Below are 21,197 nucleotides of genomic sequence, written 5' to 3' on the forward strand. Positions count from 1 at the left end.
AGGCGGCAGGAGCCAGGAACGCAGGATAAAGGGCAAGAACTGCACGAGCATTATTTTACCTCCCGCCCCTTATCCTGCGTCCAGGCACCTAAATCAGCTCACCAGAATCCAGGGCTCTTCGGCTTGATGGGCGCGCAGCCGGCCAAACGGCTCCAGCGCCAGCCCGTGCCGCTCGAATACGGCCCGCACGGTATCACGACCGGCCGGGTCTACGCACACGAGCAGGCCACCCGATGTCTGCGGGTCGCAGAGCCAGGCGCGCTGCTCGTCGGTTACGTCGCCTACTTTGTGGCCGTAAGAGTCCCAGTTGCGCACCGTTCCGCCCGGAATCGACTTCTGGGCATAATAGGCGGCGGCCTCCGGAATCAGCGGCACCTTATCAAACTCGATTTCGGCGGTCAGGTTGCTGCCCTCGCACACTTCGGCCAGGTGGCCCAGCAGCCCGAAACCCGTCACGTCGGTCATGGCCCGCACGGCTTCCAGCGGCCCCAAATCGGCCCCAATTTTATTGAGCATCATCATGCTCTGCGGAGCCAGTTGCTCGTCCTCGGGCCGCAGAATACCTTTTTTCTGGGCCGTCGTCAGCATGCCCACGCCCAGCGGCTTGGTCAGGTACAGCTCGCAGCCGGCGGTGGCCGTGTCGTTTTGCTTGAGGTTTTTGATGTCGAGCAGTCCCGTTACGGCCAGCCCGAAAATGGGCTCCGGCGAGTCGATGCTGTGGCCGCCGGCCAGCGGAATGCCAGCCTCGGCACAGATGCTGCGGCTGCCCTCGATTACGCGGCGGGCCACTTCGGGCGGCAGCTTATCAATGGGCCAACCCAGCACGGCAATGGCCATAATGGGCCGCCCGCCCATGGCGTACACGTCCGAAATAGCGTTGGCCGAGGCAATGCGCCCGAAATCGTAGGCGTCATCGACGATGGGCATAAAGAAGTCGGTGGTGCTGATAACGGCCTGCCCACCCCCGATGTCGTACACGGCCGCATCGTCGCGCGAGGCATTGCCCACCAGTAGCTTATCGTGGGTGGGCTGGGGCAGGCTGGTGTGCAGAATCTGGTCGAGCACCTTGGGCGCAATTTTGCAGCCGCATCCCGCACCGTGGCTGTATTGGGTCAGGCGGATTTTATCGGTTTCAGTCATGTCGTTCGTTGTAATTGGGTTTGCCCCGGCGGGGCGCATACCTGTTTAGCGCGCCATCGTAGAAAAGGCTTGTTGTGCCGCCCGTAGCACTAGGTCGGCGTTTGTCACCGGGTCGCAGGTGTCGGAGGGGACGGTGATGAAGGGGCGGCCGTCGAGGCCGTGCGAGTAGGTTTTGTCGTAGTAGTCGAGCACGAGGCTCACCATTTTGGGCATGTCGTTTTCGCCGATGGCCGACAGGGCTTCCTTGGTAGCCAGTCCGCCCAGGCGCTTACGGATGCGCAGGATGGAAGCGGCCAGCGCGGCTGGGTCCTGGCGGCCGTACTCTTCGGCCAGCTTGGCCACCCGCACTTCGCGCGGAATTTCCAGCACCACCAGCGGGGCCATGCGCAACTGCTCGAACAGACCACCCGGCACCGCAACGCGCCCGATGCCGCGGCTTTCATCCTCGACCCAAAACGGGGCCTCGGCGGGCAAGGCGGCCAGTCGGGCGGCCAGGTCGTTCTCGAACTGCTCCTGCGTAGGCTGCTCGGGCTGGCCAATGCTGCCGAAGGCTGAGCCCTTGTGCGACGCCAGCCCTTCGAGGTCGAGCATGGGCTGCTGTTGAGCGGCCAGCGCGTGCAGCACGTCGGTTTTGCCCGAGCCCGTGAGGCCACCCAGCACCCACATAGCCCGGGGCAGCTCGAACTCGGCCAGCGCCCAGTGGCGGTAATCCTTGTAGCCCTTATCGAGTAGCTGCACCTTAAAACCGGCCAGCTCCAGCAGCCACTGCACAGCTCCCGAGCGCATGCCGCCGCGCCAGCAATGCACGCGCACCTGTTTGTTCGAGGCCAGCTTGCCGGCCTGCTTCACCAACTGGCTCATGCGGGGCCCGAACAAATCGAGACCCAGCAGTACGGCCTTGTCTTGGCTCTGCTGCTTATAGGTAGTACCGATGCGAGCCCGCTCGTCGTCGGTAAACAACGGAAAGCTCAGGGCCCCCGGAATGTGCCCCTGCGCGTACTCGACCGGCGCCCGCACATCCAGAATGGGCCCGTTGGCGTCAGTTTGCAGAAAATCGGGCAGGGTGAGACGGGGCATTTCTTTGAATTAGGAATTGAGAATTAAAAGTTAAAAACGAGTTTCCAGGACAACTAAAACGCAAGCGAGGTGCGCAGGAGAGCGTCCATTTTCAATTTCTTGCTTTTAGTTTTTAATTGAAGTCAGGCAGCGCTTATACAGCTGCACCGTGTTTTCCAGCCCCAGGTACAGCGCATCGCACACCAACGCGTGGCCGATGCTTACCTCGGCCAGGCCGGGCAGGTTATGGGCCATGTAAGCGAGGTTGTCGAGGTCGAGGTCGTGACCGGCGTTGAGGCCTAGGCCGAGCTGCTGGGCCAGCTGGGCGGCTTCGCGGTAGGGGGCTAGGGCAGCTTCGCGGTCGGCGTGGTAGCGGCTGGCGTAGTCTTCGGTATAGAGCTCGATGCGGTCGGTGCCGGTGGTAGCGGCGGCGCGCACCAACTCGGGCACGGGGTCGAGGAAGATGCTCACCCGGCAGCCCAGGCCTTTCAGCTCAGTCACGATGTCGCGCAGGTAATCCTGATGCTCTATCGTGTTCCAACCGGCGTTGGAGGTAATAGCATCGGGCGCATCGGGCACCAGCGTCACCTGCTCGGGCCGCACTTCGCGCACCAAATCCAGGAAATCGGGCGTCGGGTTGCCCTCCACGTTCAGCTCGGTTTTTACTACGGCCTTCAGGTCGCGCACATCCTGGTAACGAACGTGGCGCTCATCGGGGCGCGGGTGCACCGTAATGCCTTCAGCTCCGAACCGCTCCATGTCGCGGGCTGCCTGCAGCAAATCGGGGCGGTTATGGCCGCGGGCATTCCGCAGGGTGGCTATTTTATTTATGTTTACGCTAAGCTTCGTCATACCGGGGGCAGGCTGAAGGAAAAGTAAGGGCCGTAAAGATACGTAGCCCCAACAGCCCGGGCGTGTTTTGGTTGAAGCCGGCACCCGTAGCCCCGCATCCAGGATTAAGCCGTAATTTTACCTCCTCCTTATCCCCTGAACTATGTCCCTGAAAGAAACCATCGACGCCGACATCAAAAAAGCCATGCTGGCCAAAGACAAGCTGCGCCTGACGACGCTGCGCAGCATCAAGTCGCAGATACTGCTGGCCGAAACGGCCGAGGGCCAGCACGGGGCGGCCCTCACTTCTGATGCCGAAATGAAGCTGCTCACCAAGCAGGCCAAGCAGCGCCGCGAGGCCGCGCAAACTTACAACGAGCAGTTCCGCTCCGACCTGGAAGAAGTCGAGCTCAACGAGCTGGCCATCATCGAGGAGTACCTGCCCCAGCAGCTTTCGGAAGCCGAATTGGTGGAGAAACTGGTGCACATCATCCAGCGCGTGGGCGCCACTGGCCCCTCCGACCTGGGTAAGGTAATGGGCGTAGCTGCCCGCGAGCTGGCCGGCCTGGCCGATGGCCGTCTTATCTCCCAAACCGTCAGCAACCTGCTCAACAACACCAACTTCTAGCAAATTTGCAGGAATAGTGCAGCGCACGCGACTGGCTCCCACTCGCCGTTGAACGGTCTGTAATTGAAACGTTTAATGGCGGGCGGGGGCAAGCTCTGTGTCCTGCACCGTTCCATTAGCAGGGCCCCCGAATCCCACGCCCCAAACCATGTCTACCTTCGATATTTTCCTGCTGATTCCGCTGGGGATTGGGGCGGTGCAGGGCTACCGGCGCGGTTTGGTGCTGGAAGTGGCCACATTGCTGGCTTTGATCCTGGGGCTGGTAGGCGGGCTGGCCCTGCTCAACGATGCTATTCCGCTGGTGCGGGAGTACGTGGGCGAGGCGTTTGGGCTGCTGCCGCTGGTATCGTTCGTGCTCGTGTTTGCCGCCATCGGCTGGGGCGTGCATCTGCTGAGCGGCTTGCTTAAAACGGCCGTACACCTCACGCCGTTGGGGTTTCTCGATAACGTGGGCGGAGCTGTGGGCGGGATGCTCAAGTGGGTGCTGGGCCTGAGTTTGCTGCTCTATGGCGTAGAGTCGGCCGGCCTGCCGCTCATCTCGCCCCAGCTGGCCGCCGATTCGCAGGTGCTGCCCTTCGTGCGCGAGGCCACGCCCGTCGCCCTGCAAATAGTGGGTTTCGTGCTGCCCTTTGCCAGCACGTTGCTCAGCCGCCTGCGGGAAGTATTTTAGATTTAGCGCCTGGTGCTTCGTTGGTAGTGCTCAGGTCGTGCGAGAAAGCCCGCCCGGAAAATCATCTGACTAAGCTCCCAAAGCCAAGCACTAAGCTCTGACTAAACATATGCGCCTGCTGCTGCTGGATAACTTCGACTCCTTCACCTACAACCTGCTCGACTATTTTCAGCAGCTGGGATGCGAAGTGCTGGTGCGCCGCAATAATGTGCCGCTGGCCGAGTTGCTAGCCCTGGCGCCCGCGGCCGTTGTGCTGTCGCCGGGGCCGGGCACGCCGGCGGGGGCGGGCAACCTGCTGGCCGTTATCGAGGCGTTTCACCAGCGCCTGCCGATGCTGGGCGTATGCCTGGGCCATCAGGCGCTGGGCCAGTTCTTTGGGGGCGAAGTGGTTCGGGGCGCGCGGCCCATGCACGGCAAGGTTTCGGACATTGCCTGGACTGTGCCCGACGTGCTTTGGGAGGGGTTGCCCGCCCGCATGGCCGTTACGCGCTACCATTCGCTGGCCGTGCGCGGGCTGCCGCCGGTGCTGGAGGCGCTGGCCGTTACCACCGACGACAGCGCCGAAATCATGGCCCTCCGTCATCGTAGCTTACCTTTGCACGGCGTACAGTTTCATCCCGAAGCCCTGCTCACCACCTACGGGCTGGAAATGCTCGGCAATTGGGTGCAGAGTTGTATTATTGCAACTACCGCCCCGGCCCCGCCGGCCGGTTTATTTGGATAGCGAAGATGACGTTGCGGATTCAGGAGAAAAACGAGTTTCGGTACGTAGATGAAGGCACCGGCGAGGTGCTGCTGCTGTTGCATGGCCTGTTCGGGGCACTCAGCAACTGGGAAGAAGTTATTGCCGAGTTCAGCACCCGCTACCGCGTTGTCATTCCGCTGCTGCCCATCTACGATATGCCCCTGCTGAAAGCCGGCGTGCCAGGCTTGGTAAGTTTTGTGGAAGAGTTTCTGGCCGAAATCAACCTGCTGGAGCCCTGTACCGTGCTAGGCAACTCGTTGGGTGGCCACATTGCGCTGGTGTACGCGCTGCAAAACCCGGCCCGCGTGGCCCGGTTGGTGCTCACCGGCAGCAGCGGCCTGTTCGAAGACGGCATGGGCGGCTCGTTTCCTAAGCGCGGCAATTACGCTTACGTGCAGGAAAAAGTGGCCTACACCTTCTACGACCCCATCGTGGCCACACAGGAATTGGTCGATGAGGTATTCAGCGTGACCAATTCCAACGCCAAGTGCCTGCGCATTATCAGCATTGCCCGTTCGGCTCAGCGGCACAACCTGTCCAAGGAGTTGAGCCGCATAAAAGCGCCTACACTGCTCGTCTGGGGCCTTAATGATACCATTACACCTCCTGTAGTAGCCCACGAGTTTCACCGACTGCTGCCCAATTCCGCGCTGCGCTTCCTCGACCATTGCGGCCATGCCCCCATGATGGAGCGCCCCGCCGAGTTCAACCGGCTGCTCACGCACTTTCTGCAAACCACCGCCAGCCTGGCTTCGTAGCTTTTTAGCTGGCCGTTGGGTAATGCAACCCCTTGGCGGCTAGTCGGCTCTTTTGTTTTTGATAAGGAAGTGTTTTATCTAGCGTAAGCCCTGGCGAGGCCGCGCAAACCTTCGGCCGGGCCCCGGACTTATACGGCCGCCGGCGTCTGCCCTGCTTTTCTGCTCTGCTCATGAACTCCATCCTCGCCGAAGAACTACTGAACCCGCTGGTGCCGCCGCTCAAGGTGACGGACACCACGGAGAAGGCCGCCCGCTGGCTGGAGGAATTCCACGTGGGCCAGCTACCGGTGCTCGACGACCGCCTCTACCGGGGCCTTGTCACCGAATCGGACCTGCTTGACCAGGAAAGCGAGGATGGTGAGGAGCGTCTGTTGGGTTCCCTGCAATTGCAGTACGCCGATGTGCATGTACAGCACGATCAGCACTTTTATAACATCATCGAGCTGGCCGTGCAGAACAATATCCAGCTCGTGCCCGTGCTCGACGACCAGCGCGAATACCTGGGCGTAGTAACCGTCAGCGACACGCTGGCCGCTTTCGGCAAGGTGCCGGTGTCGAGCGGGCAAATTGGTATTCTGGTGCTTTCGATGGAGGAGCGCGACTACTCGCTCACCCAAATCAGCCGCTATGTAGAAGAAAACGATGCTAAAATCCTGAGTGCCCACGTGGCCCAGGACGAGCACGACCCCTACCGTATCCGACTTACGCTTAAAATCAATACCCCCAATCTGGCGCGTATCGTGGCCACTTTGGAGCGGTTCAGCTATTCCATCACGGCCCAGTTCAGCGGAGCCGGGGAGCCCGACGAGGACGAACAGCAGCGCTACGATGCCCTGTTGCGCTACCTGAACGTTTGAGTCAACTGATACGGGTGCTGGTTACGCTACTGCTGTTAGTCCTGAACTGGTTGCCCAGCCCGGCGGCCCCAGGCGTTCAAATAGGTTCTGTTCCGGTCGCCCGGCGGCTTCTCATGGCCATCCCGTTCCCCGATACATTGCGCCGTGCGGGCCCCGACAGCCTTGTGCAGGCCCAATGCCCGGGCTACGCCCAGTTGCGGGTGGGCCAGGTGCTTTTCGTGGGCAATCAGGTAACCAAAGAAGTGGTGTTGCGGGCCGAGCTTGACTTTGTCGAGGGCGACACACTGAGTGCCGCCACTCTGGCCCGCCGCCTCGAGCTCAATCGGCGCCGGCTTTTCAATCTGCAGTTATTTCATCAGGTGCTGGTGCAGGCGGTGTGCCGAGAGGGCAACCTGACTGTACTCTACAGTTTTCAGGAGCGCTGGTATCTGTTCCCAATCCCCATTTTCTCGCTCGCCGACCGCAACTTTGCCTCGTGGCGCGAGCGGCCCGACCGTTGGCGGCGGGTTGATTACGGGGTTCACTTGGTACGCCGCAACTTCCGGGGGCGCAACGAGCAGCTGTTGGGCAACCTGCAACTGGGCTTCAATCGCAAATACGAACTGTTCTATGAGGCGCCCGGCTACGGCCGCCGCCGCCGGGTAGGCTTCGGGGCCGGCTACTCCTACTACCGCAGCCACGCCCTCGACTACGCCACTACCGGCGACCGGCTGCGCAACCTGCGCCAGAATGTAGATTTCCCGATCGAGCGCCAGTATGCTACCGTAGGCCTACGCTGGCGGCGCACCGTACAACTGCTGGCTTCCCTCGATGTCTCCTACCACCGCGAGCGAGTTTCCGACTCGGTTCTCTATTACAATCCCCGCTATTTTCTCAACGGCCCCCGGCGCGAGTACCTCGAGTTCAACCTCACCACCACACTCAACCGCCGCAACACCTTCGCCTACCCGCTCAGCGGCCAATATGGCCAACTGCAGATTGGCTACCGTGCATTCCTGGACGGCCATACGCCCGGCAGCCTTACTGTACGCGGCCGCTACGCCCGTTATGTGGCCCTGGGCGGTCCTTTCTATTATGCTGTGGGTGCCACCGGCCAGCTGCGGGTGGCCCGGGCCCTGGCTTATCCCGACAACCGCGCCTTGGGCTACGACCTGCTTGTACGGGGCTATGATGCGTACGCAGTAGAAGGCCGCCAGCTGGGTTTGCTGCAGCAGGGCCTGTCGCTCCGCCTGCTCGACCTGGGGCGGGTTCGGCTCAATGGGGTGCCCAGCAGCCGTTTCAACAATATTCCGCTGGCATTTTATTTAAATACCTTTACCGATGTGGGCTACGTCGGACAACGGTCCGTGCTGGCCAGCAACCAACTGCCCAACCGCCTGCTGGCTTCAGCCGGCATCGGGCTGCACTTGGTTACCTATTACGACTGGGTATTCACGCTCGAGTATGCCCGCACCCGCGAGCAGCGGGGCGGGGTTTTCTTTCGCACCCAGTTTCCCATCTGATGACAGTGGTTGAAACTGCTCACGTTACCTTGTAAGTATGAAAATAGCCATTCTGGGCAAGCCGTTTGCTGAGCAGCAGGCTCCCGTTCTGCAGGCCCTGCTCGACGACTTGGTACGTCGGCAGGCCGAAGTTCGCATCGAGCACAGCTTCTATGATTACCTCGGCCAGCATGTAACCATACCCGAAGGCATCAGCCGTTTTGGTCGTGTCGATTCGCTGGCCGGCTGCCGCTTCGTGCTCAGCATCGGTGGCGACGGTACGCTGCTCGATACCGTTACCTATGTGGGAGCACTGCAAATTCCAATTTTGGGTATCAACACCGGCCGGTTGGGTTTTCTGGCTACCATCTCACCCGAAACCATATTGCCGGCCATTGACGCCCTGTTTAAGGGGCACTTTGTCATCGAAGACCGGAGCCTCATCCGGGTCGATACCGACCCCGACACGTTTGGCGACATCAATTTTGGCCTTAACGAATTCAGCATTCTGAAGCGTGATACCTCGTCGATGATTGTCGTGCATACCTACATCGATGGCGAATATCTGAACTCCTACTGGGCCGATGGTCTGATTGTTGCTACTCCTACTGGCTCAACAGGCTACTCACTTAGCTGTGGCGGACCGGTAATGCTACCCCAGACGAACAATTTTGTTATTGCTCCCGTATGCCCTCACAATCTGAACGTACGGCCTTTGATTGTGCCTGATCGGAGTGTGATTTCATTCGAAATTGAGGGAAGGAGCAACAACTTTTTGTTGTCGCTCGATTCTCGCTCCCGCACCGTGGAAGCCGGTATTCAGGTTGCCGTTCGCCGGGAAAACTTCAACGTTCGGCTAGTGAAACTCAATCAGGTTAACTTCCTGAGTACCTTGCGTAGCAAATTGAACTGGGGTCTGGATCGGAGAAATCCTGTCGAACTATCAGTTTAAGCCTTTTTTTGAACATTTCTTTTTTTAGTTCCTACGAAGCCCTACTTTTGTCTTCGGCTAAGACTGTGATTTATACAGTTTTCAGCTCTCTCCCCGGAACCGCTATTTTTAAATAACGCCTGAGTATGAAGCAGTTTTTCGCCCTTACCGCCGCCCCGCTGTTGGCCCTTACGCTACTGGCGTCGGAGGCTGATGCGCAGCAATTCAGCAAGCGCAAGCAGTACAATTCGGTTGGTGTATCACTGAATGCCATGAACTACTTTGGCGATATTACGCCAAAGCCTAGCATTCCTAGCTTCCGTGCCGGCGCAACCCGCCCCAACATCGGGCTTACTTTCACCCGCCGTTTTCTGCCCCGGGTTTCGGCTCGCGCTTCGCTCTCGTACGGTCGCATTACAGGCAGCGATGAAAAGGCGGCTGATCAAAACGACCAAGATGCCAAATATCGTTATAACCGGAACATGAACTTCCGAAATGATATCTTGGAGTTCGCGGCTGTAGGTATTTTTGACTTAGTAGAGAATCGCAACAACTATATCAAACGCCCTGATTTTGTTCCTTATCTGTTCGGTGGGGTGGGTGTTATTCACCATAACCCGAAAGGTGAAATCACAGATTCTAGCAATCCTAACGCAGGCGCTATCGTAGCCTTGCAACCGCTAAAAACGGAGGGTCAGTCTAGTGGGTATGCCTTGACTCAGTTTGTTATTCCATTTGGTGCCGGTGCTCGTTACAAGCTTAACAAGAGCTTCGATATTGGTTTGGAACTGGGCTTCCGGAAAACGTTCACTGACTACCTCGACGATGTAAGTACGAACTACGTCGCGAATGTAAATCAGCTCAACGGGTCCAATGCTCAGTACTTCGGTTGGTATGCAACCAAGGAACTTCAGGGTACATATACTGAAGCTCAACAGGGTGGAGGACAGCGTGGTAAGAGCAATGAGAAAGACTGGTACACCACGTTAGGCATTTCGTTGAACTACGTTCTCGCACCTCGGGTCCGCAACCCTAAATTCCGGTAGCCACCCGCACTGGCTGTCTAATTACATACTTGCCAGTCAGTCCAATGATAAAAGTGAATCCTCTTAAAACGCTCCTTATCGGCTTCGGGTCGGTGGGGAGTGTTTTTTTTGCTACCGTTGCCCAAGCGCAAAATCCTGGGGCGCAGACTACCAGCGAAGTTGGGTTGGGTGTAGGCGGACTGGTATACAAGGGAGAATTAGCCCCTTACTACCAGTTTCGCAATAACCGCCCGGCCCTAACGGCTTTCTATCGTCGCGACCTTTCGGGGGCTGTTACCGCACGGGTGGCCCTCACGGGTGGCATGTTACGAGCCGACGACCGCAACGTGCGTGGCCTTAATGGCAATCCGCTTCCGTTATCTGCTTACCGCGATGCTCACTTGAAGGGTAGCTTACTGGAGCTTTCGGGGGGGATTGAATATAACTTCTTTGACTATCACAACCGGCATGATAAGGTGCATTTTACACCTTACGTGTTTGTGGGTTTAGCTGGGTTCTATGCTAATACCGAGGTGCAAAGCAATACTTTCCCGTCGCTGGATAGGAAGGGCAATGTCCTGAGTGTGGCGGTGCCGGTAGGGGTAGGATTTAAGTACGCGCTATCTACTCACTGGAATCTGGGGATGGAAGTCGGGGCTCGCAAAACCTTCACCGATAACTTAGACCATATCGACGGTAAAAGTCGTGGGCAGAGTGATGTGCTCGGTAATCCCAACGACCAAGACTGGTACTTCTACAATGGGTTGAGCGTTTCGTACACCTTCTACAAAATCCATTGCCCCGATAAACGCGACGATAAGAGTAAAAAGAAGTAATCGTAAGGCCCAGAAAAGCTTATAAGGCCTGTCGGCCCCCGCTACATCCCGTGGTGGGGGCCGACCTTTGTTAGGTTGCCAGCGCTAAGACTAGTATCGTAGGGCAAGTAATGCAACCATTTACGTAACTTGCGACCTCTTTACGCAAAAAGCGCCAATGGCCGTCCGGTCCGAAATTGATTCTCAAAATATTCCCGCGCACGTTGCCATTATTATGGATGGCAATGGCCGTTGGGCCAAGCAGAAAGGCGGCTTACGCATCTTCGGCCACCAGAGTGCCATTACGGCAGTCCGGGAAACGGTGGAAGGGGCGGCCGAAGCCGGTGTTCGTTACCTGACGCTCTATGCTTTTTCGACTGAGAACTGGGCCCGCCCTGCCCATGAGGTAATGGCCTTGATGCAGCTGCTGGTGCATACTATTCGGAAGGAGACGCCTACGTTGCTCAAAAACAGCATCCGGCTGCAAGCCATAGGGCAGATTGACAACTTACCCGCCTCGTGCCAGAAAGAGTTGGCCGAAGCTATGGAACTGACTAAAGCTGGTACCCGCATGACGCTGATACTGGCCTTGAGCTATAGTGGCCGCTGGGATTTAGCCCAGGCCAGCCGCCGTATTGCTACAGAGGTAGCGGCCGGCCGGCTCCAGCCCGAGCAGGTTACGGAAGCCACTGTAGCTGGGTTTCTTTCTACTGCCGGTATTCCCGACCCCGAACTGCTCATCCGCACCAGCGGCGAGCAGCGCATAAGTAATTTTCTGTTGTGGCAACTGGCCTATACGGAACTGTTCATTACCGATTTATTATGGCCCGATTTCCGGCGTCAGCACCTCTACGACGCTCTGCGGGCCTACCAGCAACGGGAGCGACGTTTCGGTAAAACCAGTGAGCAGCTAACCGTTTCGTAATTGCAGATGAGTTCTCCCTACCATAAGATTCTTCCGGTTGCCGCCCTCGCCTTCACGCTAGGCACGGCTCCGCTCACTACAGCCTTGGGCCAGGTAGCCGCACCGGCGTCCGGTAGTACTGCCGAAGAGCCCCAGCGCTACACGCTGGGGGGCATCACCATCAGCGGAGCCCGCTACCTCGACCCAAACACGCTCATCGGCCTCTCCGGTCTTAAAGTGGGCGACCCCATAACGATTCCTGGTGAGGATATCGGCCGGGCTATTCGGAAGCTTTGGGATCAGGGTATTCTGGGCGATGTGAGTGTAAGCATTGCCCGCGTGGAGGGCACAAAAGTATTCCTTGATTTCAACCTCAAGGAGCGCCCCCGGTTGTCGAAATTTGTGTTCGAAGGCATCAGTAAGGGCCAAGGCGAGGAGTTACGCAATAAAATCAAGCTCATCCGGGGCAAGGTGGTAACCGACGCACTGTTGAGCAACACCCGCACTCAGGTGCGCAAGTTCTACACCAACAAGGGCTTCCTCGACGCTAAAGTCAACATTGTGCAACGGCCCGACTCGTCGCTGTCGAACAGTGTAGTGCTGGCTATTGATGTGGACAAGGGTTCTAAGGTCAAAATCCAGGATATTGACTTTGTGGGCAACACGGCCTATTCGGACGGAAAACTGAAGGGTAAGTTTAAAAAAACCAAGGAGAAGAAATTCCCCAAATTTTTCAACTCGGGTAAGTATCAGGCCAAGGAGTTTGCCGACGATAAGCAATTGCTGCTTGATTTTTACAACGCTCAGGGCTACCGCGACGCCACCATCGTATCAGATTCGCTGACTCGGGTGGGCGACGGCCTGAAGCTGACCGTACGGGTAGATGAGGGTCCAAAGTACTACTTCCGCAACATCAGCTGGAACGGTAACTATCTCTACGACGACAAGACGCTGGCCTCGGTGCTGGGTATTAAAGAGGGTAGCGTCTACAGTAAGGAAACGCTTGACAAGCGCCTTAATTACAACCCTACCGGCCAGGATGTAACGTCGCTCTACATGAACGACGGCTACCTGTTTTTCAATATTGAGCCCGTAGAAACGCGGGTGGAGGGCGACTCCATCGATATTGAGATGCGCGTTTCGGAAGGCGTGCAGGCCCGGGTGAAGGAAGTGCGTATTGCGGGCAATACCAAGACTTCCGACCACGTAGTGCGCCGGACGCTCTACACGCTGCCTGGCGACAAATTCAGCCGCGAAAATCTGATTCGCAGCCAGCGCGAGCTAGCTACGCTGGGCTACTTCGACCCCGAGAAAATCGGCCTCAACCCAGTGCCCAACCAGGCTGATGGTACCGTGGACATCAATTACACGGTAGAGGAAAAGCCTTCGGACCAGATTACGCTTTCGGGCGGCTGGGGTGGCTACGCAGGTTTCATTGGTACGGTGGGCCTGGTATTCAACAACTTCTCGCTGCGCAAGGCAGCTACCCTGAAAAACTGGACGCCGGTGCCGGCCGGCGACGGGCAGCGCCTGTCGCTGAACGTGCAGGCCAATGGCCCGCAGTATCAGGCGTACTCGTTCTCGTTCACCGAGCCTTGGCTGGGCGGGCGCAAGCCCAACTCGCTGTCGGTGAGCTTGACCAAAACGGTGTTCCGGAATGGTAGCAGCTTCGACGTCAATGCGGGCTCACTGAAAACCAATGGTGCCAGCGTGTCGCTGGGCCGCCGCCTACGTTGGCCCGATGACTACTTCACGCTGAGCAACGCCTTGTCGGTTACCCAGTACAAGCTCAAGAATTACGGTAGCCTGGGCACCGATTTCTTCCCTTCCGGCACTGGTAATGCTACCAACATTACCCTCAATACCACGCTGGCCCGTAACAGCATCGACAACCCCACCTTTACGCGGCGGGGCTCTTCGCTGGCGCTAAGCGTGAACCTAACGCCGCCTTACTCGCTGTTTCCGGGCTCGCACCCGAGCGTGAACGAGTGGGTGGAGTTCCACAAGTGGATGTTCGACGCCTCGTGGTTTACGCCTGTGATAGGCAAGTTGGTGCTCAACACCCGCGCCCACTTCGGCTTTATTGGTAGCTACGGCAGCAACCGGGCCATCGGGCCATTCGAGCGGTTTAAACTGGGCGGCGCGGGCTTGGGCTACGGCGGTTCTACCAACTTCATCGCCGGCACCGAGTATGTCGGTCTGCGCGGTTACGAAGATCCTAACCAGAGCACTTCACTACCTGCCTCGCGGCAGGGTTCAGCAGGCGGAGTGGTGTACAATAAATTCGTGATGGAAATGCGTTATCCGGTTAGCCTTAACCCAGCGGCTACGGTATACGTGCTCAGCTTTGCGGAAGCCGGTAACTCGTTCGAGAGCTACGCCAACTACAGCCCTTACAAATTGTACCGCTCGGCAGGCATAGGAGCCCGTGTTTTCATGTCGGCATTCGGTTTGCTAGGCTTCGACTATGGCTGGGGCTTCGACCAAGTGCCACGCGTAGCGGGCGGTTCGGCGCAGAAGAACGGTATTTTCCACTTCATCATCGGCCAGCAAATTCGGTAGTGCCGGCGGTGGTCGGGCCATGGTCACCACTTTTTCAACAACATGAACCAGTTCGTTTTTCGCATTGCGGCCATTTTGGCCCTGTTGTTGGTAATGCTGGGTGCTCCTGCCGCCCAGGCTCAGAAGTTCGGCTATGTCGATTCCGAGTTTATTCTCGGCAAGATGCCGGCCTATGTGCAGGCCCAGCAGGAACTGAACACGCTGGCTGCTAACTGGCAGAAGGATCTGGAAAACCAGAAAGCGGAACTAGACAAGCTACATCGGAATTATCAGGCCGAAGAAGTCGTTCTGACAGAAACAATGAAGAAAAAGCGCCAGGATGAGATTCTGGCCAAGGAGCAGGAAATCAAAACCAACACCAACAAGATTTTCGGTTACGAGGGGCAGTTGTTCCGCAAACGGCAGGAACTGACCAAGCCGGTGCAGGACATCGTGTTTGAGTCTATCGAGAAAGTGGCCAAGAAAAAGCAATTGGCCATTGTGTTCGATAAATCCGGTGACCTGACCATGCTGTATACCAACCCTGTACACGACTACACCGAATTTGTGCTTGAGGAGTTAGGTTTGGCTTCACCCGAAGCCAACCAGCCTGGCCAGAAGGGCCCGGTGAAAACCGTTACGCCCCCCAGCACTCCAGCCGGTGATGTTCCTCCGGCCGAAACCGACGAGCCGGCCCCACGCCGGCCCGCGGCTCGCCCGGCAAGCCGAAAAAAGTAACTTTGTGCAAACTCTCTGACTTTTTCCTTTTTTGATGACGACCACCATGAACAAAATTCGCATTGCCCTGGCTGTTGCCGCTCTTACCTTCACTACCGCTACCGCTTCGCTGGCTCAGGCCCCGCTGAAAATCGGTTACACCAGCGTGGAGTACGTGCTGTCCCAGATGCCCGAAAGCAAGCAGATTGAGTCGCAGCTGAAAGATTACAGCACCCAGCTCAAAAACCAGCTCGACACGAAGTACGCCGAGTACCAGAGCAAGGGCGAAGCCTTCCAGAAAGGGGCCGCCACGATGCCTGACCCCGTGCGGGCCGACAAGCAGAAGGAACTGCAGAACCTGCAGCAGTCTATCCAGGAATTCCAGCAGAGCGCCGAAACGTCGTTGCAGCAAAAGCAGCAGACGCTGCTTAAGCCGGCTCTCGATAAGTTGCAGCAGACCATTGATGCCGTCGCTACCGAGAACGGTTTCACATATGTTCTCAACTCCGACGGTGCCAGCCCGGTGCTGTTGCATGGTCCTAAAGAAGGTGACATCTCGGATTTGGTGCTGAAGAAGATGGGCATTACGCCCGGTGCCGCCGCTGCCACCAAGGTAACTACGCCTGCTGCCCCAGCTGCTTCGGCAGTGCCCGCCGCAACCACTAAAACCAAGACTAAAACCAAGAAGTAGGCGCTCCGGCGAATCTCCTTATGGCTTCATCTGCGCAGCCGGGGCTTTTGCCCCGGCTGTTGCCGTTTGCCACAACGCCACGCCCTCTGTACGGGCGCACCGGTTTCCGGCTCACCCATTTTTCCGCTATATGGCAGACTTGGAAGAAGAATTACCCGCATACCGTGCCCAGCCATCCATGCCCGCCAACTTGCCCGCTGGGGAGCCGGACGACGAGGATGACCAGGACGAAAGCGAAGGGGGCGACGAGTTGTATGAGCACCACCGAATTCATGCCAACCGCAAGCAGGAACTGCTGCGGCTGGATAAGTTTCTGCTCCAACGCATTCCCAAAACCTCGCGTACCCGCATCCAGAACGCTATTCTGGCCGGATCGGTACGAGTAAACGAGCGGGCTGTGAAGTCCAACTACCGTGTAAAGCCCCTTGATTTGATAACGGTAACGTTGCCCGAGCCGCCACGCGAGTTCAAGGTAACGCCCGAGCCTATGGACCTCGACATCCGTTACGAGGACTCGGAGTTGTTGTTGGTTAATAAACCCGCCGGGCTGGTGGTGCATCCGGCGTTCGGCCACTGGCAGGGCACGCTGGTAAACGGGCTGGCCCACCACCTAGCCAGCCTGCCCACCGGCCGCAACGGCGAAGTGCGCCCCGGTCTGGTGCATCGTATCGACAAAGACACATCGGGTTTGCTGGTTATTGGCAAATCGGAGTACGCCATGACGTATTTGTCGAACCAGTTCTTTCACCACACCATCGAGCGAACCTACCTGGCGCTGGTATGGGGCGTGCCCGCCGAAGCGCAAGGGACCATCAGCACCAACATCGGCCGCAGCATCAAGGACCGGAAGGTGCAGGCTGTGTTTCCCTTTGAAGGGGAATACGGCCGCACGGCCGTTACGCACTACAAGGTGCTGCAATCCTTCGGGCAGGTGGCGTTGGTGCAGTGCAACCTTGAAACCGGCCGCACCCACCAGATCCGGGTACACATGAAGCACATCGGCCACCCACTGTTTGGCGATGCTACCTATGGCGGCGACCGGGTAGTATACGGGCAGCGCACGGGCGCCTATAAGGCCTTTGCTGAGAAAGCCCTGACGCTGCTTCCCCGGCAGGCACTGCACGCCAAATCGTTGGGTTTCGAGCACCCTATCAGCCGAGAATTCATGCAGTTTGAAGCCGAGCTACCAGTTGATTTTGCAACTGTGCTATCATTATGGGAGCAGCATGCTGAGTCGTAGATGACTCGCCGGCATGCAGACTGCAAAGCAAAAAAAGCCCGCTACCGAAGTAGCGGGCTTTTTTGAGTCCTGCAGGCAGGGTAGTGTTACATCTTACTTCCGCCGGGCCGGAGCCTTGGCGGGCTTGGTAATGGCCTCTACTGCCGTCTTGGCCTGCTCGTCAGTTGGGTTCAGCGTCAGGGCCTGCTGCCAGTAGGGCAACGAAGCAGTTTTGTCGCCCATCTGGTAGTAGTAGTAGCCCAAGTACTTGTTGGCCTCCACGAGTCCCGATTTGTAACTATCGGGCTTATCGGAGGCATTAGCCATCTTGATGTACTCTTCGTAGTACGGCTTGGCCAGCCCTTTCTTCGAGTCGGGGTCGAGGTTGGCGTTGGCACGGGCGCGCATCTGGTAACCGGGTACGTACTCCGGGCGCTCCTTCAGCAATGCCCCGTACAGGCTGTCAGCCGGCATGTACTGCTCGTTGAGCTCGTAGGCCCGAGCCAGGTACACTTTGTCCGTCAGCTCGCCGCCTTCGTTCTCCTTCATCATCTGCCGGTAGGTAGAGATGGCTTTCGGATAGTCTTTGGCTGCGAGATAAGCCTTGGCCAGTTCCTTGCGTAGTTCCGCCGCCTTCTTGGGGTCGGCTTTGATGGCCGCATCGACCAACGCTGCGCCCTCAGCCGTTTTACCGCTCTTGATTAGCATTTTGCCGTAGTACACGTTGTCTTCAGCAATCAGCTTGTCTTGGGCCTTGGCTACCGTCATATACTGCTGCATAGCAGCCATGGCCTCATCGTTCTTGCCCATCTCATACAGCGAGTAGGCCTTGATGCGGTTCATGGCGAGGTTGTTGGCGTCAACCGCCAGCACCTTGTCAATCTCTACCATTGCCTCCGGATACTTGCCGGTCAGGTACAGGAAGGCCGCACTCTTAGCTGTGGTTTCGGTCGATTTCTCGGCCAACGCACTGTACTTCTGGAACTGCGCCAATGCGTCGTCGTAACGACCGGCGAAGTAGTAGGTTTCGGCCAGCGCGTTGTATGCTGGGGCGTAATTCGGATCGATGCTGATGGCCTTCTCGAAATTCTCCTTGGCCATGTTGTAGTTGCGCGAGCGAAGGTTGAGCTGGCCCCGACGCACGTAGGCCTGCACATTGTTCGGCTCGCCGGTGTTGGCGCGCTCGTAGCTGTTCATAGCCTCGCCACCACCCGTCTCAATCTTCTGGTACAGGTCGCCACGGGCAATCATGAGCGGCGCATCATCCTTACCGGTTTTGGCAGCGAATTTCTCGCCTTCCTTCACGTACTCCAGTGCCTTACTGACATCCTTGGTACCTGACTCGGCATACGCCTGGGCAATCATGGTAAATACGCTCAGGTCTCTGCCCTTCGAGGACTTTACGGCCTCATCGAACTTGGACTGTGCCTCAGCGGCGTTGCCTTTTGCCAGCGCGGCGCGGCCGGCGGCAATCATCGTCATCGGCTCCTTTTTATCGTAGCTGACGCGGCTGAAGTAGTAAGCGGCTGAATCGGGCATTTCGCGCATCTGATAGAGGCGGCCCAGCTGAAACGACGTTTCGTTGGACTGGCCCTGACGGAGCAGCGTGGCCCGGGCTTCGTTGTAGCGCTCCATTTGCAACGCTTTGTCTACGGCCGTGTTTTGGGCCAGGGCAGCGGAGCCGGAAACAGATAAAGCAGCGAGGAGCGTGAGCTTCCAGGGCTTAATGTTCATAAGAGGAAGGTTTGGTGTAGAGGAAGGAAAAAATTAGTTCGATTTCACGTCAATGATACGAACCTGGCCGGTGGCGGGCATCAAACCGGACTTGAGCATGATGAGCTGGCCCTTGTTGCCTGCCACGAAGGATGCAAAACCGGTGCCAAGACCGGCCCGGGCCTCGCGGCTGATGATGTACAGTTCGCGCCGCAGCGGATATGTCTTCTGGGCCAGATACGCTTGGTAGGGCTGCACGTAGTCGTCGGGGGTGCTGCCGGTGGCTTTGGAGCTGATGCCCGCCACCCGCACACGTCCGAGCAGCTTTTGTACGCCCTTATCGTCGCGGTCCGAAATCCAGTTCACGCCAATTACGCCAATGGCATTCGGATGACTCGCAACGTAATCAAGCAGCGCCGGGTTCGACTCGGAGGCGAAAATACCCTTAGCCAGCGCCGTGCCGCGGGTGATGGAATCCTGCACGAAGCGGGCGGTGCTGGAGTTGTTATTGTCGAAAACAGCCGTAATCTCGCCCTTATTATTGCCGGGGCTAAGCTGATTCCACTGCTTCAGCTGGCCCGTGAAAATACCGCGCAGTTGAGCCGTTGTCAGGAGCGAGTCGGGGTTGCTGGGGTGCAGGATGATGGCCACGCCATCGATGCCGATACGAATGGCGCGAGGCTCTATCTGGATGTTCTTGAACCGGGCCTTTTCCGCCTCCGTCAACTGGCGCGACACAACGGCCAGCCGGACGCTGTCGTCCAGAAAAGCTTGCATTACGTCGCGCTCGGGCTGATAGAACGCTTGTATCTGTGCTCCCGGGTACAGTTTCTGAAACGTATCGACCTCTGACTTGATGATGGGCGCAAAAGTTTCATCGACGCCGATGCTGATGGCGCCACTGGTGGGCGTATCGGTAGCCGCCGCCGACTTATTGCCACTATTACAACCCACCAATCCCAGGGCCCCGAATAAACCGGCCGTCAGGCCTGTAAGGATGTTATGCTTCATGCCGGTCTTTTTTGAAGTACTGCTGGTAGGTGCGGACAAATCTAACGATTCCGTAAAATACGAAGATGGCGGCCAGCAGTTGGCGGGCCGTTTCGTGTAGCTGCAGCATGCCGGCCGGCACCAGCCATAGGCTCACTCCGAGGGCTACGTAAAGCACCGCCATAAACAGCGTAAAGTAACGTACCAAGCCGGGCGATTGGCTGGGGCGGCCCAGACGTTCGTGGGTAGGAGGTAGATCGGACATAACAAATGAGTGAAGCAAAGCGGGATTTCCTAGATAGGAACAAACGTAAAAATAGGGCCTTTTTGTTCTGCTGCGCCAAACAGCCGTGTACCGCTGGGCAGAAACGTCGGCACCCAGCCGGTTATTTTACCAGTTGGGTGCCGATTACAAAAAATACGGAGACTGCGATGATGGCCAGCGCTATTGGTAAGTGAAGGTGATGGGTAGATTGTAGCGTACCGGTACGGCCCGGTTGTTCTGGTAGCCCGGTTTCCAGGCCGGCATCTTCCGGATAACCCGGCTGGCCTCCTCGTCGGTACCGTAGCCCAAGCCCTTGAGCACCTCTACGTCGGTAATAGAGCCATCCGTATTCACGGTGAAAGCAATGTACACCCGGCCGCCGACGGCCGCTTTCAACGCCTGGGTGGGGTAGTGGAGGTTGCGTTGCAGGTACTTGGACAGCGCCGCCTGGCCTCCGGCAAACTCGGGCATCACTTCTACCGAAACAAAAGGCTTAGTAACGGCCGGAGCCGCTGAGCTAGCCGCCGAGTCATTGTTGCCCGGCGTACCGGGGGCTGCTATATCGGCTAAGCCGCCAGTGCCTTCGCGGTTGATGTTGCCCAGTGCTACCGGCTCGTCAGTATTCGGGGCAGCTACGGCAGGCTGATCCGGCTTTTTCACCTGAGCATCATCTACCACTGTAGGCGGCAGATCCTTACTAATTTCGGTGCGCAGGGTGATGGTAGCGCGCGAGGCGGGTGATGGTGTTACCGGCGGCGGCGTAATGGTGGGGGGCGGCAGAATATCGACTATCGGACCAGTTGGCACGATAGGCGGCACTACTACTACCGTCGGCCACCAGTAGTTCACCGCTATCGGCAGGGCAATGAGCAGCGCCGTCAGGGCAACGGCCAGCGCTACCGCCCGCAGTAAGTGACGGCCGTAGAGCTGGCGGAGCGCATAGGCCCCGTAGGCCTTGTTGCGGCCCTCAAAGACGATGTCGTCGAGGGAGGGTAGCGAAATGGGAGCGTTGGTCGTCATGAGATATAGGAGTTAAGTGAACGAAACGCGGGTAAACTTCTCCAGCCATATCTCTCAACTGCACTCCCTCTGCGCTGGCTTTCAGGTGGTAAACGCCCAGTGTACACCCAATAGTATGCACGCCTACTATATTTTTCGAGCCTTATGCTTATTGGTCCCAACTATTGTATGTAGCAACGCAAAAACCCCGGACCGGACAA

General features: G+C 57.8%; 21 protein-coding genes. 14 read left to right on the top strand and 7 right to left on the bottom strand.

Annotated elements, in window-relative coordinates; genetic code table 11:
* Positions 1-93: 93 nt before the first annotated feature.
* The 3 genes from selD to BLW21_RS17675 all read right to left on the bottom strand — a co-directional run bounded on the left by selD (position 94) and on the right by BLW21_RS17675 (position 3,048).
* A complete protein-coding gene (gene selD, locus BLW21_RS17665; protein ID WP_092742946.1) occupies positions 94-1,140 on the bottom strand; it encodes a selenide, water dikinase SelD in 1,047 nt (348 codons plus the stop codon).
* Positions 1,141-1,185: 45 nt separating this feature from the next.
* The gene (mnmH, locus tag BLW21_RS17670) at positions 1,186-2,217 is read right to left on the bottom strand and encodes a tRNA 2-selenouridine(34) synthase MnmH (RefSeq protein WP_092742777.1); all 1,032 of its coding nucleotides are present in this window, start codon (positions 2,215-2,217) and stop codon (positions 1,186-1,188) included.
* Between the two features lie 105 nt (positions 2,218-2,322).
* The gene (locus tag BLW21_RS17675) at positions 2,323-3,048 is read right to left on the bottom strand and encodes a pyridoxine 5'-phosphate synthase (RefSeq protein WP_092742780.1); all 726 of its coding nucleotides are present in this window, start codon (positions 3,046-3,048) and stop codon (positions 2,323-2,325) included.
* Between the two features lie 142 nt (positions 3,049-3,190).
* Here BLW21_RS17675 and BLW21_RS17680 point away from each other — a divergent pair, with 142 nt between their 5' ends.
* From BLW21_RS17680 to BLW21_RS17745, 14 genes are all read left to right on the top strand, one after another.
* Positions 3,191-3,655 (top strand): GatB/YqeY domain-containing protein, encoded by a 465-nt coding sequence (locus BLW21_RS17680; RefSeq protein WP_092742783.1) that lies wholly within the window; start codon positions 3,191-3,193, stop codon positions 3,653-3,655.
* A gap of 148 nt (positions 3,656-3,803) precedes the next feature.
* A complete protein-coding gene (locus BLW21_RS17685) occupies positions 3,804-4,325 on the top strand; it encodes a CvpA family protein (protein WP_092742786.1) in 522 nt (173 codons plus the stop codon).
* Positions 4,326-4,434: 109 nt separating this feature from the next.
* Positions 4,435-5,049 (top strand): anthranilate synthase component II, encoded by a 615-nt coding sequence (locus BLW21_RS17690; protein ID WP_092742789.1) that lies wholly within the window; start codon positions 4,435-4,437, stop codon positions 5,047-5,049.
* Positions 5,050-5,054: 5 nt separating this feature from the next.
* The gene (locus BLW21_RS17695; protein ID WP_092742792.1) at positions 5,055-5,828 is read left to right on the top strand and encodes an alpha/beta fold hydrolase; all 774 of its coding nucleotides are present in this window, start codon (positions 5,055-5,057) and stop codon (positions 5,826-5,828) included.
* Positions 5,829-5,998: 170 nt separating this feature from the next.
* Positions 5,999-6,685 carry a CBS domain-containing protein gene (locus tag BLW21_RS17700; RefSeq protein ID WP_092742795.1) on the top strand — a complete coding sequence of 229 codons (687 nt, stop codon included), beginning with the start codon at positions 5,999-6,001 and terminating at the stop codon, positions 6,683-6,685.
* Between the two features lie 113 nt (positions 6,686-6,798).
* Entirely contained in the window at positions 6,799-8,187 is a 1,389-nt protein-coding gene (locus tag BLW21_RS17705) for a POTRA domain-containing protein (RefSeq protein WP_092742798.1), read from the top strand.
* A gap of 37 nt (positions 8,188-8,224) precedes the next feature.
* Complete coding sequence (locus BLW21_RS17710; protein WP_092742802.1) at positions 8,225-9,118, top strand: NAD kinase; 894 nt, start codon at positions 8,225-8,227, stop codon at positions 9,116-9,118.
* 125 nt (positions 9,119-9,243) lie between these two features.
* Positions 9,244-10,143 carry a DUF6089 family protein gene (locus BLW21_RS17715; RefSeq protein WP_092742805.1) on the top strand — a complete coding sequence of 300 codons (900 nt, stop codon included), beginning with the start codon at positions 9,244-9,246 and terminating at the stop codon, positions 10,141-10,143.
* A 44-nt stretch (positions 10,144-10,187) separates the two neighbouring features.
* Entirely contained in the window at positions 10,188-10,958 is a 771-nt protein-coding gene (porG, locus tag BLW21_RS17720) for a type IX secretion system protein PorG (RefSeq protein WP_092742809.1), read from the top strand.
* Between the two features lie 157 nt (positions 10,959-11,115).
* Complete coding sequence (locus BLW21_RS17725; RefSeq protein WP_092742812.1) at positions 11,116-11,862, top strand: isoprenyl transferase; 747 nt, start codon at positions 11,116-11,118, stop codon at positions 11,860-11,862.
* A 6-nt stretch (positions 11,863-11,868) separates the two neighbouring features.
* Complete coding sequence (bamA, locus tag BLW21_RS17730; RefSeq protein WP_092742949.1) at positions 11,869-14,403, top strand: outer membrane protein assembly factor BamA; 2,535 nt, start codon at positions 11,869-11,871, stop codon at positions 14,401-14,403.
* Between the two features lie 42 nt (positions 14,404-14,445).
* A complete protein-coding gene (locus BLW21_RS17735) occupies positions 14,446-15,120 on the top strand; it encodes an OmpH/Skp family outer membrane protein (RefSeq protein WP_092742815.1) in 675 nt (224 codons plus the stop codon).
* Between the two features lie 34 nt (positions 15,121-15,154).
* On the top strand, positions 15,155-15,790 hold the full coding sequence (locus BLW21_RS17740; protein WP_092742818.1) for an OmpH/Skp family outer membrane protein: 636 nt from the start codon (positions 15,155-15,157) through the stop codon (positions 15,788-15,790).
* A 178-nt stretch (positions 15,791-15,968) separates the two neighbouring features.
* The gene (locus tag BLW21_RS17745) at positions 15,969-17,030 is read left to right on the top strand and encodes an RluA family pseudouridine synthase (protein WP_245711951.1); all 1,062 of its coding nucleotides are present in this window, start codon (positions 15,969-15,971) and stop codon (positions 17,028-17,030) included.
* 93 nt (positions 17,031-17,123) lie between these two features.
* Here the strand turns inward: BLW21_RS17745 and BLW21_RS17750 are convergent, their stop codons facing one another.
* The 4 genes from BLW21_RS17750 to BLW21_RS17765 form a co-directional block, all read right to left on the bottom strand.
* Positions 17,124-18,743 carry a tetratricopeptide repeat protein gene (locus BLW21_RS17750; protein ID WP_092742824.1) on the bottom strand — a complete coding sequence of 540 codons (1,620 nt, stop codon included), beginning with the start codon at positions 18,741-18,743 and terminating at the stop codon, positions 17,124-17,126.
* A gap of 33 nt (positions 18,744-18,776) precedes the next feature.
* Positions 18,777-19,733, bottom strand: coding sequence for a PstS family phosphate ABC transporter substrate-binding protein (locus BLW21_RS17755; RefSeq protein WP_092742827.1), 957 nt, complete (start codon positions 19,731-19,733; stop codon positions 18,777-18,779).
* A complete protein-coding gene (locus BLW21_RS17760; protein ID WP_092742830.1) occupies positions 19,723-19,977 on the bottom strand; it encodes a hypothetical protein in 255 nt (84 codons plus the stop codon). Before BLW21_RS17760 ends, BLW21_RS17755 begins: the two co-directional genes overlap by 11 nt.
* Positions 19,978-20,157: 180 nt before the next feature.
* The gene (locus BLW21_RS17765; protein ID WP_092742833.1) at positions 20,158-20,997 is read right to left on the bottom strand and encodes an energy transducer TonB; all 840 of its coding nucleotides are present in this window, start codon (positions 20,995-20,997) and stop codon (positions 20,158-20,160) included.
* Positions 20,998-21,197: the final 200 nt, after the last annotated feature.

The sequence above is a fragment of the Hymenobacter psychrophilus genome (assembly GCF_900107135.1).
Classification (GTDB): Bacteria; Bacteroidota; Bacteroidia; order Cytophagales; family Hymenobacteraceae; genus Hymenobacter; species Hymenobacter psychrophilus.

What these genes read in the sequence shown, in the direction of transcription:
- BLW21_RS17680 (WP_092742783.1), top strand. Translation starts at nt 3,191, where the DNA reads ATGTCCCTGAAAGAAACCATCGACGCCGACATCAAAAAAGCCATGCTG.
- BLW21_RS17690 (WP_092742789.1), top strand. Translation starts at nt 4,435, where the DNA reads ATGCGCCTGCTGCTGCTGGATAACTTCGACTCCTTCACCTACAACCTG.
- mnmH (WP_092742777.1), bottom strand. Translation starts at nt 2,217, where the DNA reads ATGCCCCGTCTCACCCTGCCCGATTTTCTGCAAACTGACGCCAACGGG.
- BLW21_RS17685 (WP_092742786.1), top strand. Translation starts at nt 3,804, where the DNA reads ATGTCTACCTTCGATATTTTCCTGCTGATTCCGCTGGGGATTGGGGCG.
- BLW21_RS17700 (WP_092742795.1), top strand. Translation starts at nt 5,999, where the DNA reads ATGAACTCCATCCTCGCCGAAGAACTACTGAACCCGCTGGTGCCGCCG.
- BLW21_RS17760 (WP_092742830.1), bottom strand. Translation starts at nt 19,977, where the DNA reads ATGTCCGATCTACCTCCTACCCACGAACGTCTGGGCCGCCCCAGCCAA.
- BLW21_RS17755 (WP_092742827.1), bottom strand. Translation starts at nt 19,733, where the DNA reads ATGAAGCATAACATCCTTACAGGCCTGACGGCCGGTTTATTCGGGGCC.
- BLW21_RS17715 (WP_092742805.1), top strand. Translation starts at nt 9,244, where the DNA reads ATGAAGCAGTTTTTCGCCCTTACCGCCGCCCCGCTGTTGGCCCTTACG.
- BLW21_RS17765 (WP_092742833.1), bottom strand. Translation starts at nt 20,997, where the DNA reads ATGACGACCAACGCTCCCATTTCGCTACCCTCCCTCGACGACATCGTC.
- BLW21_RS17745 (WP_245711951.1), top strand. Translation starts at nt 15,969, where the DNA reads ATGCCCGCCAACTTGCCCGCTGGGGAGCCGGACGACGAGGATGACCAG.
- BLW21_RS17740 (WP_092742818.1), top strand. Translation starts at nt 15,155, where the DNA reads ATGACGACCACCATGAACAAAATTCGCATTGCCCTGGCTGTTGCCGCT.
- selD (WP_092742946.1), bottom strand. Translation starts at nt 1,140, where the DNA reads ATGACTGAAACCGATAAAATCCGCCTGACCCAATACAGCCACGGTGCG.
- porG (WP_092742809.1), top strand. Translation starts at nt 10,188, where the DNA reads ATGATAAAAGTGAATCCTCTTAAAACGCTCCTTATCGGCTTCGGGTCG.
- bamA (WP_092742949.1), top strand. Translation starts at nt 11,869, where the DNA reads ATGAGTTCTCCCTACCATAAGATTCTTCCGGTTGCCGCCCTCGCCTTC.
- BLW21_RS17750 (WP_092742824.1), bottom strand. Translation starts at nt 18,743, where the DNA reads ATGAACATTAAGCCCTGGAAGCTCACGCTCCTCGCTGCTTTATCTGTT.
- BLW21_RS17695 (WP_092742792.1), top strand. Translation starts at nt 5,055, where the DNA reads ATGACGTTGCGGATTCAGGAGAAAAACGAGTTTCGGTACGTAGATGAA.
- BLW21_RS17705 (WP_092742798.1), top strand. Translation starts at nt 6,799, where the DNA reads ATGGCCATCCCGTTCCCCGATACATTGCGCCGTGCGGGCCCCGACAGC.
- BLW21_RS17710 (WP_092742802.1), top strand. Translation starts at nt 8,225, where the DNA reads ATGAAAATAGCCATTCTGGGCAAGCCGTTTGCTGAGCAGCAGGCTCCC.
- BLW21_RS17735 (WP_092742815.1), top strand. Translation starts at nt 14,446, where the DNA reads ATGAACCAGTTCGTTTTTCGCATTGCGGCCATTTTGGCCCTGTTGTTG.
- BLW21_RS17675 (WP_092742780.1), bottom strand. Translation starts at nt 3,048, where the DNA reads ATGACGAAGCTTAGCGTAAACATAAATAAAATAGCCACCCTGCGGAAT.
- BLW21_RS17725 (WP_092742812.1), top strand. Translation starts at nt 11,116, where the DNA reads ATGGCCGTCCGGTCCGAAATTGATTCTCAAAATATTCCCGCGCACGTT.